Source organism: Saccharopolyspora shandongensis, assembly GCF_900106995.1.
Lineage (GTDB): Bacteria > Actinomycetota > Actinomycetes > Mycobacteriales > Pseudonocardiaceae > Saccharopolyspora > Saccharopolyspora shandongensis.
The window spans coordinates 1-11,652 of the sequence record NZ_FNOK01000108.1; the positions used below are offsets into that span (position 1 = coordinate 1).

Below are 11,652 nucleotides of genomic sequence, written 5' to 3' on the forward strand. Positions count from 1 at the left end.
ACTCGACAGGGTGTGGGAGAGTAAGACACCGCCGACACACTATTTGAGAAGGGTCCCTTCTTTTCCGGTTATCCGGAAGAGAAGGGACCCTTTTTCTATTTCCGGCTCCGATGCGTCGTCTTGTGGCAGGCGCTTCGGGTGTGATGCGGACTACAGTCGGGGCGTGGACCATGCCAAGCTCACGAGCGACCAACGCACGCTGAAGCCTCGCAGCAGCGAGGTCACCGAAGGAATGGAGCGGGCCGCGGCGCGCGGAATGCTGCGCGCCGTCGGCATGCAGGACGCCGACTTCGCCAAGCCCCAGATCGGGGTGGCGTCCTCCTGGAACGAGATCACCCCGTGCAACCTCTCGCTGCAGCGCCTGGCGCAGGCGGCGAAGGAGGGCGTGCACGAGGCCGGCGGATACCCGATGGAGTTCGGCACGATCTCGGTCTCCGACGGCATCTCGATGGGGCACGTCGGCATGCACTACTCCCTGGTGTCCCGGGAGATCATCGCGGACTCCGTCGAGACCGTGATGGAAGCCGAGCGGCTCGATGGCTCCGTGCTGCTCGCGGGCTGCGACAAGAGCCTGCCGGGCATGCTGATGGCGGCCGCGAGGCTGGACCTGGCGTCGGTCTTCGTCTACGCCGGCTCGATCCTGCCGGGCCGCGTAGATGACCGAGAGGTCACCATCATCGACGCCTTCGAGGCGGTGGGGGCGTGCGCGCGGGGCCTCATCACGCGCGCCGAGGTGGATCGCATCGAGCGCGCCATCTGCCCGGGCGAAGGTGCCTGCGGCGGGATGTACACCGCGAACACCATGGCCTGCGCGGCCGAGGCCCTCGGCATGTCGGTGCCGGGGTCGGCCAGCCCACCGTCGGTGGATCGGCGCCGCGATGCGGGTGCCCGCGAGGCCGGCCGGCTTGCGGTCGGCATGCTGGCCCGGCAGCTGACCGCGCGGCAGATCCTCACGAAGGAGGCGTTCGAGAACGCGATCGCGGTGACGATGGCCTTCGGCGGATCGACCAATGCCGTGCTGCACCTGCTCGCGATCGCCCGGGAGGCCGAGGTCGACCTCCGGCTGGACGACTTCAACCGGATCGGCGACCGCGTGCCGCACCTGGCCGACGTCAAGCCGTTCGGCCGGTACGTGATGCCCGCGGTGGACCGGATCGGCGGCGTGCCGGTGATGATGAAGGCCCTCCTCGATGCCGGGCTGCTGCACGGCGACTGCATGACGGTGACCGGCCGCACCGTTGCGGAGAACCTCGCCGAGCTCGATCCGCCGGACCTCGACGGCGAGGTGCTGCACCGGCTTTCGAACCCGATCCACCCCACCGGCGGGCTCACGATCCTGCGCGGATCGCTCGCGCCGGACGGCGCTGTGGTCAAGAGCGCGGGTTTCGATTCGGTGAGCTTCGATGGCACAGCGCGTGTCTTCGACGGCGAGCAGGGGGCGATGGATGCCGTGGAGGACGGCACGCTGAAGCCCGGCGACGTGGTCATCATCCGCTACGAAGGACCGCGTGGCGGGCCTGGCATGCGGGAGATGCTCGCCGTGACCGGTGCGATCAAGGGCGCTGGGCTCGGCAAGGACGTGCTGCTGGTGACGGACGGCCGCTTCTCCGGCGGCACCACGGGATTGTGCATCGGGCACGTGGCGCCGGAGGCGACCGACGGCGGACCGATCGCGCTGGTGCAGGACGGCGATCCGATCCGCCTCGACCTCGCCAACCGGACCCTGGACCTGCTCGTCGCCGACGAAGAACTCCTGCGTCGCCGGGAAAACTGGTCGCCGCCGGCACCGCGGTTCCGCAAGGGCGTGCTCGGGAAGTACGCGAAGCTGGTCGGCTCCGCGGCCGAAGGAGCGGTCTGCGAGTGATCGAACCGAAGCGAACGGCCTGTTCACTCCGATCGGAGTGAACAGGCCGTTCGCTTCAGCTCTCGGGCGTCAGTCCCACTGGAGGGAGCCGCCGGACTGGTACTCGATCACCCGGGTTTCGAAGAAGTTCTTCTCCTTCTTCAGGTCCATGGCCTCCGACATCCACGGGAAGGGGTTGTCGGTCTCCGGGAACACCGGCTCCAGGCCCAGCTGGGCGCAGCGCCGGTTGGTGATGAAGTGCATGTACTGGGCGCAGAGCTCGGCGTTGATGCCGAGCAGGCCGCGCGGCATCGTGTCGCGCCCGTAGGCGATCTCCAGCTCGCAGGCCTCCGCCAGCATCCGCCGGACCTCGGCCTGGAACTCCTCGGTCCACAGGTGCGGGTTCTCCAGCTTGATCTGGTTGATGCAGTCGATGCCGAAGTTCAGGTGGATCGACTCGTCGCGCAGGATGTACTGGTACTGCTCGGCGATGCCGACCATCTTGTTCCGCCGGCCCAGCGCGAGGATCTGCGCGAACCCGGTGTAGAACCACATGCCCTCGAAGATCACGTAGAACGCCACGAGGTCGCGGAGGAACGCCTGGTCGGCCTCGGTGCTGCCGGTGGCGAAGTCCGGGTCCTCCAGGCTGCGGGTGTACTGCAGCGCCCAGGCGTCCTTGTCGGCGATCGACGGGATCTCGCGGTACATGTTGAACAGCTCGCCCTCGTCGAGGCCGAGGCTTTCGCAGATGTACTGGAAGGTGTGGGTGTGCACGGCCTCTTCGAAGGCCTGCCGCAGCAGGTACTGGCGGCACTCGGGGTTGGTGATGTGCCGGTAGACGGCGAGCACGATGTTGTTGGCCACCAGCGATTCCGCGGTCGCGAAGAACCCGAGGTTGCGCTTGAGCAGCAGGCGCTCGTCGGCGCTGAGGCCGTCGGCGGACTTCCACAGCGCGATGTCGGCCTGCATCGAGATCTCGGTGGGCATCCAGTGGTTGTTGCAGCCCGCGAGGTACTTCTCCCACGCCCAGCCGTACTTGAGCGGCAGCAGCTGGTTGACGTCGGCGCGAGCGTTGATCATCGCCTTGTCGCCGACGGCGACGCGCCCGCCGGAGCGGTCGATCTCGCCGAGCCCGGCAGCGGCGTTCGGCTGGGTGGTGGTCATGCGCGGGTGCTCCAGAACGGTGATGCGGACAGTTTCGATTGAAACTGCGTCGGGTGGTTTGGGGTGTGGCCGGCGTCCGGCGTCAGGCTGGGCCGACGCCGGACGGCAGGTTCGTCCTCACTGGCAGGCTTCGCAGTCGGGGTCTTCGACCGAGCAGGCCGCGCCGGGCGCCGCGGTCGGGATCTCCGAGACCGGGACCGCCGTCGGCACCGCGTTGAGCTTGCCGTCGGTGCCGCGCAGGGTGCTCTTCTCCACGTGGGTCGCGCTGGTGGAGCGCAGGTAGTACGTGGTTTTCAAGCCCTTGTGCCAGGCGAGCCGGTAGAGCTCGTCGAGCGTGCGGCCGCTGGGCCGGCTGACGTAGAGGTTCAGCGACTGGGCCTGGTCGATCCACTTCTGCCGCCGTGCCGCGGCCTCCACCAGCCAGCGCGGCTCGATCTCGAACGCGGTGGCGTAGAGCTCCTTGAGCTCCTGCGGGATCCGCTCGATCGGCAGCAAGCTGCCGTCGTGGAACTTCAGGTCCGCGACCATCGCGTCGTCCCACAGCCCGGCCCGCTTCAGGTCCGCGACCAGGTGCGGGTTGACCACGGTGAAGTCGCCGGACATGTTCGCCTTGACGTACAGGTTGCGGTAGACCGGCTCGATCGACTGGTTGACGCCGCAGATGTTGGAGATCGTGGCGGTCGGCGCGATCGCCATCACGTTGGAGTTGCGCATGCCATCGCGCACCACCCGCGCCCGCAGCGCCTCCCAGTCGAGCGTGGCCGACCGGTCCAGGTCGACGTCGCCGTCGCGGGCTTCGGCGAGCAGTTCGAGCGAGTCGATCGGCAGGACGCCGCGGCTCCACAGCGAACCATCGAAGGACTCGTAGCGCCCCCGCTCGGCCGCCAGCGCGCTCGACGCGGCGATGGCGTGGTAGCTGATCTGCTCCATGCTGCGGTCGGCGAACGCCACCGCGGCGTCCGACGACATCGGGATGCGCTGCACGAACAGCGCGTCCGCGAAGCCCATCAGCCCCAGCCCGACCGGCCGGTGCCGCAGGTTGGACCGGCGCGCCTCGGGGATCGTGTAGAAGTTGATGTCGATGACGTTGTCCAGCATCCGCACGGCGGTGCGGGTGGTGCGCTCCAGCTTCTCGGCGTCGATGCCGTCGGCCGTGACGTGCCGGGCCAGGTTGATCGACCCGAGGTTGCACACCGCCACCTCGTCGGTGCTGGTGTTCAGGGTGATCTCGGTGCACAGGTTCGAGGAGTGCACGACGCCGTTGTGCTGCTGCGGCGAGCGCAGGTTGCACGGGTCCTTGAACGTGATCCACGGGTGGCCGGTCTCGAAGAGCATGGTCAGCATCCGCCGCCACAGCTCCACCGCGCGGACCCGCTTGAACACCTTGATCTCGCCGCGTTCGGCGGCCTGCTCGTAGGCGCGGTAGCGCTCGGCGAACGCCTTGCCGTAGAGGTCGTGCAGGTCAGCGGTCTCGTCCGGGGAGAACAGCGTCCACTGCTCGTCGGCTTCGACGCGGCGCAGGAACTCGTCGGGCACCCAGTTCGCCGTGTTCATGTCGTGGGTGCGGCGGCGGTCGTCGCCGGTGTTCTTCCGCAGGTCGAGGAACTCCTCGACGTCGATGTGCCAGGTCTCCAGGTACGCGCACACCGCGCCCTTGCGCTTGCCGCCCTGGTTGACCGCCACCGCGGTGTCGTTGGCGATCTTCAGGAACGGCACCACGCCCTGCGACTTGCCGTTGGTGCCGTTGATGTGGGCGCCGATGCCGCGCACCGGCGTCCAGTCGTTGCCCAGCCCGCCGGCGTACTTCGACAGCAGCGCGTTGTTGCTGATCGAGTGGAAGATGCCGGACAGATCGTCGTCCACAGTGGTCAGGAAGCAGGACGACAGCTGCGGCCGGGTGGTGCCGGCGTTGAACAGCGTCGGCGTCGAGCACATGAAGTCGAACGACGACAGCAGGTGGTAGAACTCGATGGCCCGCGCCTCGCGGTCGTCCTCGCGCAGCGCGAGGCCCATCGCGACCCGCATGAAGAAGGCCTGCGGCAGCTCGAACCGGGTGCCGTCGTGGTGCAGGAAGTACCGGTCGTAGAGGGTCTGCAGCCCGAGGAAGCCGAAGGTCAGGTCGCGTTCCGCCACCAGCGCGCCGCCCAGCCGCGCCAGGTCGAAGGCGCCCAGCTCCGGGGCCAGCATCTCCAGCTCGACGCCCCGCCGCACGTAGTCGGCGAAGTACTCCGGGTAGCGGGCGCGCATCTCCTCCTGGTCGGCCTCCTGCGGCTCGCCCAGGTAGCTCAGCGCCTCGCGGCGCATCCGGTCCAGCAGCAGCCGGGCGGTGACCTGCGAGTAGTTCGGCTCGGTCTCGATCAGCGTGCGCGCCGCCATGACCTGGGTAAGCGAGAGCTCGTCGTCGCTGATGCCGGTGTAGCCGGTGCGCCGCACCTCGTCGAGCACGGCTTCAGCGGACACGCCGGACAGCCCGGCGCAGGCTTGGTGGACCACAGTGGACACGCGGGTCCAGTCGTTGAGTGTCGCCGTCACGGGCTCTCTCCCTCGCGAGCTCGGTGGACCGCGACGGCGCGCGAGGAGACCCGCGGCGGAAGCCGCTGGTCGTCCGCGCGGACCCGCCCTCGAGGTCCCGGACAGCACGCTTCGCGCGTGCACCGATGGCAGGTCTTCGGACTCACGGGCGGCCTAGTGGTCGTGGCTTCCCAGGCTGTTCGCCCAGTGCTCTACCCGCTGCCGTTCGGCAGCCGGGTCACGACGTTCGTTCCCGTTCACCGCTGCGGGGCAGTCCCGGATTCGCACCGGGTTCCCTCTTGCCTCACCGGACGCCTCCGGTGAACCACCAGCGATCGACACACTACATGTTGGGTTCGGAGGCGGTGTGCATGGGCAGATAACGGCGTGGCGCGGTACCGGTCGACAGTCCGGGCGCAGTGGCCGAGACTGGGCGGCCAAGGGCTGGCGAAAGGGGTACCGGTGGACGAGGCGAAGCTTCGGTCGTTGCTTTCGGAGCTGACCGTGGCGGACAAGGCGCGGCTGCCGACCGGAGCCGACTTCTGGACCCTGCATCCGATGCCGAAGATCGGGCTGCGGTCGCTGGTGCTCTCCGACGGCCCGAACGGGGTGCGCGGCACGGCCTGGGACGAGCGCGACACCTCGCTGCTGTTCCCGGTGGCGTCCGCGCTGGCGGCGACGTGGGACCGGGCGGCGGCGCGGACCGCGGGGGAGATGTTCGGCGACGAGGCGCGCCGCCGGGGCGTGCACGTGGTGCTGGCGCCGACCGTCAACGTGCACCGAAGTCCGTTCGGCGGAAGGCATTTCGAGAACTTCTCGGAGGATCCGCTGCTGATCGGCGAGATCGGCGCCGAGGTGGTGGCGGGCATCCAGTCCCGCGGGGTGGCCGCGACGCCGAAGCACTTCGTCGCCAACGACAGCGAAACCGAGCGCTTCGGCTACGACGCGATCGTCGACGAGCGGACGCTGCGCGAGCTCTACCTCAAGCCGTTCGAGCGGATCATCGCGAAGGCTTCGCCGTGGGTGCTGATGGCCGCCTACAACTCGGTGAACGGCAGCACGATGACCGAGAATTCCGCGCTGGTGAACGACATCCTCAAGGGCGAGTGGGGGTGGGACGGGGTGCTCGTGTCGGACTGGTTCGCCACCCGCTCGCTCCAGGCAGCGGCGCTCGGCGGCCTCGACCTGGCGATGCCCGGGCCGAAAAGCCCTTGGAGCGACGGGAAACTCGCGAAGGCCGTGGAGAGGGGCGAAGTTCCCGAAGCGGTGCTCGACGACAAGGTCCTGCGCATCCTGCGGCTGGCCGACCGCGTCGGCGCGTTCGAGGACTCCGAGCCCGGCGGTGGCGGTCCGCCGGAGGAGGCTCGGCCGGTCATCCGGCGGCTCGCGGCGCAGGGATTCGTGTTGCTGCGCAACGAGGTCGTCTCCGGCGCGCCGCTGCTGCCGATCGACCGGAAGGTCGCCAAGGTCGCGGTGATCGGCGAGAACGCCACCATCCCAGCGGTGCAGGGCGGCGGCTCCTCGCACGTCAGCCCGCCGCACGTGGTGACGCCGCTGGACGGCCTGCGGGCGGCGCTGCCGGACGCGGATGTCTTGTACCAGCGCGGTGTCCGGCACCGGCGGCTGCTGGACGTGATCCAGGAAGCGGAGGTCACCGATCCGGACGGCGAGGGCAGCCGCCTGCGCGTCGACTACCTCGGCGCCGACGGCGAGGTGCTCGAAAGCGAATTGCGCGGCACCGAGCGGTTGCTGTGGCTCGGCGGCCTGCCTGCCGGGACGAAGTCGTTGCGGCTGCGGGGGAATCTCCGCCTCGACGTCGGCGAGCACGTGTTCGGCGTGAACGGCACCGGCGGCTTCCGCGTCGAACTCGCCGGCCGGGAGGTGCTGGCCGCGGACGTGGTGCGCGCGGACGGGATCGACGACCCGATGGGCGACATGCTGGAGCCGCCCGAGCAGCGGTTCAACGTGGTGCTCGTCGAATCGGACCTGGACGACGCCGGTCGGGCCGCGCTGACCGTGGAGTTCACCCCGGAGAGCCTCGATGCGCTGGTGGCGGTCGGCATCGGGCACCGCGCACGGGAATGGGACGACGCCAGCGAACTCGCGGCGGCCCTCGCGGTCGCCCGGGACGCCGATGTCGCGGTGGTCGTGGTCGGCACCAACGACGAGGTCGAGACGGAGGGCCGAGACCGCGACTCGCTGGACCTGCCGGGCGTGCAGAACGAGCTGATCCGCAAGGTCGTAGCGGCGAACCCGAACACCGTCGTGGTGGTCAACGCGGGCTCGCCGGTGCTCATGCCGTGGGCCGCGGATGTGCCCGCGGTGCTGTGGACCTGGTTCGGCAGCCAGGAGTACGGGGACGCGCTGGCCGATGTGCTGCTGGGCGAGGCGGAGCCCGGCGGGCGGCTGCCGACGACGTTCCCGGCCGAGCTCGCCGACGTCCCGGTCCCACTGCCCGGCGTGCAGCCGGTGGACGGCGAACTGCACTACACCGAGGGAACCCTGGTCGGCTACCGCGCGTACGAAGACCGGGACGTGACACCGGCGTTCCACTTCGGACACGGGCTCGGGTACACGACCTGGGAGTACCTGGAGGCCGTCGCCGAAGGCGAGGGCGTGCGGGTCGAGCTGCGCAACACCGGCGACCGAGCGGGCCGCGAGGTGGTGCAGGTGTACGCCGCGGAGCCGCTGCGGCTGGCGGGGTTCGCCGTCGCCGAGGCCGAGGCGGGAGCCGAGGTGTCGGTGGTGGTGGACGTCGAGCCCGGGGCGGGCGAGCTGCGCGTTGGGCGCAGCGCCGGCGATCTGCGGATCAGCGCAGCGAAGAGCCCGTGAGTCCGGCGGACCCACGGGCTCTTCTCCGGGGCACTACTTGGCGAATGCCTTCTGCAGGTCGTCCAGGACCAGGTTGGCGGCGATCGGGCCGAGGCCGAGGAACCAGGTGTCGTCGGCGACCTCGACGGCCTTGCCGTTCTTCACGGCGTTGAGGGTCGTCCACTGCACCGAGTCGACCACGTCGGTCATCTGCTGCTTGGCGCTTTCGCCGTAGGCGGCGTAGAACAGCTGGTCGCCGTCGGACTGGGAGATCTGCTCGCGGCTGATCTTGGTGTGGGTCTGCTCGATCTGCTGGTTGTCGGGCCGGCCGAAGCCCGCGTCGGACAGGATCGTGCCGATGAAGGAGCCCTTGCCGTACAGGCGGATGTCGCCGGGGATGAACCGCAGCATGCTGACCTTGCGGGCGGCCGGGTCACCGACCTGCTTGCCGATTTCGGCGGCGCGCTGCTGGTAGGCGTCGAGGATCCGCTGCGCCTCGTCCTTCTTGCCCAGCGCCTCGGCGTCGAGCAGGAAGTTCTGCTTCCAGGTCTTGCCGACGGTCTCGGCGAACACGGTCGGCGCGATCCTGCTCAGCGCCTCGTAGTTCTGGTCGTCGCGGACCTTGCTGGACAGGATCAGGTCGGGCTGGAGCGCGGTGATCTTCTCCAGGTTGGGCGAGCCGATGGTGCCGACGATCTCGATGTCACCGGCCTTCTCGGCGAGGTACGGCTGCAGCGTCTTGTTGGCGTCCGGCAGCACCGTTCCGATCGGCTTGATCCCCAGCGCCAGCACCGCGTCGAGTTCTCCGGTGTCCAGCACGACCACCCGCTGCGGGGTGCCGGTGATCTTGGTCTGGCCCTTGGCGTGCGTGACGATCCGCTCGGTGCCTTGGGGCGCGGGGGACTGCTCGGGGGTCGACGTGCCGCACGCCGCGGCGGTACCGAGCGCGAGCACGGCGGTGATGGCCGCGAGCAGTCGACGAGGACGGAACATGGTGCTCCCTGCCTGTCCGGTTGGCTCCAAAAGTTTGGCAAGCCTAACCTGAACGGAGTAACGAAACCAGCATTGAGAGCGTTCTCACGCGGAGATCGCCGACCCGCGATGATCTTGGCGTGGTAGAGGGGCTGATGTGGAGTCGTTGATCCCACGAGAGCGGGCCGAGATCGCCTCGGGCGCGGTGCACGTGCCCGACTGGCTGGACGTCGAGCAGCAGCGAGAACTGGTCGTCGCGTGCCGCGAATGGGCGCGTTCGCCGGCGGGCATGCGATCGGCGCGGCTGCCCAGCGGCGGCGTGATGTCGGTGCGGACCGTGTGCCTCGGCTGGCACTGGTATCCCTACCGCTACTCGCGAACGGTCGACGACGGCGACGGCTCCCCGGTCACGCCGTTCCCGGACTGGCTCGGCGACCTGGGGCGCAAAGCGCTGGCCGACGCCTACGGCCGCGCCGCCGAGGACTACCGGCCGGACGTGGCGCTGGTCAACTTCTACGACGCGGACGCGCGGATGGGCATGCACCAGGACCGCGACGAGCGGAGCCGGGAGCCGGTGGTGTCGCTGAGCCTCGGCGACACCTGCGTCTTCCGCTTCGGGAACGCGGAGAACCGCAACAGGCCGTGGACGGACGTGGAGCTGTGCTCGGGTGACCTGTTCGTCTTCGGCGGCCCGTCCCGCCTGGCCTACCACGGGGTGCCGAAGACGTACCCGGGCACGGGACCGGAGATAGGCATGACGGCGGGCCGCCTGAACATCACCCTCCGAGTGTCCGGAATGGACTGATCGGCGCGGCTCACAGCATGGTCAGGAACATGTAGACCATGGCCAGGGACAGCACCAGCTCCGTTGCGCCGGCGAGCTTCGCCTCACCGGTGCGCAGCAGGTCGGTCCCGGCGATGCCCGCGCTGAGCACGTAGTAGACCGCCAGCGTCCACGCCACCAGCGGGAAGGCGAAACCGGCCGAGTGGGTTCCGACGACCGTCAGCGCGGTTCCGTGGGCATGCCCGGGAGAGTGCGTGGTCGACAGCAGGTGCGTGGTGGGCTCGGGTTCCCGTGCGGCGGCGAACATGTACGCCATCGCCAGCCCGCCGACCGCGTGGTGCAGGTAGGCGCCCGCCGGACGGCGGCGCAGCGCGAGCGCGCCCATCCAGGCCGCGCAGGCGACGAACAGCGCCGCCCAAACAGCCGCCGGAAGCACTGGAATCACCAGCATTGCAACCATGCCGACGCCCATCACGGCGTGCACCACGTCCACGCTGGTGCGCCGGAACAGCAGGCGGGCGAGGCAAGCGGAGGTCACCACGATGACCGCGACGGTGATCAGGAGGTCGATCATGTCCACCTTCCGCGACGTTCCGCGCACGCTTGGCGACTGCCTGTGGCCGATTGTTCGCGAGCCGACCAGCCGAGGTCTAGGTCTGCCGCGCATTCCTGTTGCTCGCCTGGGCACCCCGACGGCGACGAGCTGATGGCGACCTTGCGGTCTGTCGGCGCCAATATCGGCCCGACCACCGGAGCGCTCATGTCGCGCCACCTCGATTCCCCGCTCGCCCGGCAGGATCCGCGGCTGGACATCAGCGATGTCTACCTGTCCCGCGGCACCGGCGGAACGACGTTCGTCATCAACGTCAACCCGCTGTCCGGTGCGGGTGCCTGCCACCCCGAGGGCGTGTACGAGTTCAAAATGGACACTGAAGGGGATGCGGTCGAGGACATCATGTTCCGGGTGACCTTCGGCGAGCACGGTGCGCCCCGCACCGTGGGGGGCCTGGGGGGGCTTGGCCCCCCAAAACGATGATGAGATATGAAAAAGCGAAACGCCCCGCGTAAGCAGGGTGTTCCGCATATAGAGTGCGCCAACAGGGACTCGAACCCCGAACCCGATGATTCCGGGGCAACGTTCGACAGTATTTGACGTGGTTGCTCAATACCTGCCGCTTTCTTCATTAACAGCGATTGCAAACGCTCGTTGGGTGGCATTGATAATGGTCGTTTGACATCGTTAATGATCTTTTGGTTATAGGGTGTGTCGTTGTGCTTGGTTTGTGTTGCCCGGTGGGATGATTGTGGCGTGGCGAGGTCTTCACGATCGACGGGTAAGCAGTCCCGTGAGAACAAATCTGGCGCCGCTAGGCGGGATTTCGAGGCGCTGCGTGAGCGGCGGAGGCGGGCGGCGGAGATGTTCGAGCGGGGCGAGCGGCAGGTCGATGTGGCCTCGGCGTTGGGGGTATCACAGCAGACCGCATCGAAGTGGCACCGGGCGTGGTTGACAGGTGGCCACGAGGCGCTGGAGGGCGCCGGTCGTGCCGGGCGGATGCCCAGGCTGTCC

At 68.9% G+C, this 11,652-nt stretch carries 9 protein-coding genes and 1 riboswitch; of the genes, 5 read left to right on the forward strand and 4 right to left on the reverse strand.

The window, feature by feature from the left end; all coding sequences use genetic code 11:
- Nucleotides 1-163: 163 nt before the first annotated feature.
- Nucleotides 164-1,864, forward strand: a complete 1,701-nt coding sequence (gene ilvD / locus BLW84_RS45245; RefSeq protein ID WP_093278831.1) for a dihydroxy-acid dehydratase — start codon at nucleotides 164-166, stop codon at nucleotides 1,862-1,864.
- A gap of 69 nt (nucleotides 1,865-1,933) precedes the next feature.
- Here the strand turns inward: ilvD and BLW84_RS45250 are convergent, their stop codons facing one another.
- Both BLW84_RS45250 and BLW84_RS45255 read right to left on the reverse strand, forming a co-directional pair.
- Nucleotides 1,934-3,007 (reverse strand): ribonucleotide-diphosphate reductase subunit beta, encoded by a 1,074-nt coding sequence (locus BLW84_RS45250; RefSeq protein ID WP_093278833.1) that lies wholly within the window; start codon nucleotides 3,005-3,007, stop codon nucleotides 1,934-1,936.
- Nucleotides 3,008-3,124: 117 nt separating this feature from the next.
- Nucleotides 3,125-5,539, reverse strand: coding sequence for a ribonucleoside-diphosphate reductase subunit alpha (locus BLW84_RS45255; RefSeq protein ID WP_245761833.1), 2,415 nt, complete (start codon nucleotides 5,537-5,539; stop codon nucleotides 3,125-3,127).
- A gap of 110 nt (nucleotides 5,540-5,649) precedes the next feature.
- A riboswitch (cobalamin riboswitch) is annotated at nucleotides 5,650-5,863 on the reverse strand.
- 117 nt (nucleotides 5,864-5,980) lie between these two features.
- Here BLW84_RS45255 and BLW84_RS45260 point away from each other — a divergent pair.
- Nucleotides 5,981-8,350 (forward strand): glycoside hydrolase family 3 protein, encoded by a 2,370-nt coding sequence (locus tag BLW84_RS45260; protein WP_245761834.1) that lies wholly within the window; start codon nucleotides 5,981-5,983, stop codon nucleotides 8,348-8,350.
- A 33-nt stretch (nucleotides 8,351-8,383) separates the two neighbouring features.
- Here the strand turns inward: BLW84_RS45260 and BLW84_RS45265 are convergent, their stop codons facing one another.
- Nucleotides 8,384-9,322, reverse strand: coding sequence for an ABC transporter substrate-binding protein (locus BLW84_RS45265; RefSeq protein WP_093278835.1), 939 nt, complete (start codon nucleotides 9,320-9,322; stop codon nucleotides 8,384-8,386).
- A gap of 136 nt (nucleotides 9,323-9,458) precedes the next feature.
- Between BLW84_RS45265 and BLW84_RS45270 the strand changes: the two genes are divergently transcribed.
- Complete coding sequence (locus BLW84_RS45270; protein ID WP_093278837.1) at nucleotides 9,459-10,106, forward strand: alpha-ketoglutarate-dependent dioxygenase AlkB family protein; 648 nt, start codon at nucleotides 9,459-9,461, stop codon at nucleotides 10,104-10,106.
- 10 nt (nucleotides 10,107-10,116) lie between these two features.
- Here the strand turns inward: BLW84_RS45270 and BLW84_RS45275 are convergent, their stop codons facing one another.
- A complete protein-coding gene (locus tag BLW84_RS45275) occupies nucleotides 10,117-10,659 on the reverse strand; it encodes a DUF5134 domain-containing protein (protein WP_177227073.1) in 543 nt (180 codons plus the stop codon).
- Nucleotides 10,660-10,791: 132 nt separating this feature from the next.
- Here BLW84_RS45275 and BLW84_RS45280 point away from each other — a divergent pair, with 132 nt between their 5' ends.
- Complete coding sequence (locus BLW84_RS45280) at nucleotides 10,792-11,121, forward strand: DUF4331 family protein (protein ID WP_245761835.1); 330 nt, start codon at nucleotides 10,792-10,794, stop codon at nucleotides 11,119-11,121.
- Between the two features lie 273 nt (nucleotides 11,122-11,394).
- On the forward strand, nucleotides 11,395-11,652 hold a 258-nt coding region (locus BLW84_RS50095; RefSeq protein ID WP_281247504.1), incomplete at its 3' end, for a helix-turn-helix domain-containing protein.

Coding starts and splice junctions, on each gene's coding strand:
- BLW84_RS45250 (WP_093278833.1), bottom strand. CDS start 3,007: ATGACCACCACCCAGCCGAACGCCGCTGCCGGGCTCGGCGAGATCGAC.
- BLW84_RS45265 (WP_093278835.1), bottom strand. CDS start 9,322: ATGTTCCGTCCTCGTCGACTGCTCGCGGCCATCACCGCCGTGCTCGCG.
- BLW84_RS45275 (WP_177227073.1), bottom strand. CDS start 10,659: ATGATCGACCTCCTGATCACCGTCGCGGTCATCGTGGTGACCTCCGCT.
- BLW84_RS45280 (WP_245761835.1), top strand. CDS start 10,792: ATGGCGACCTTGCGGTCTGTCGGCGCCAATATCGGCCCGACCACCGGA.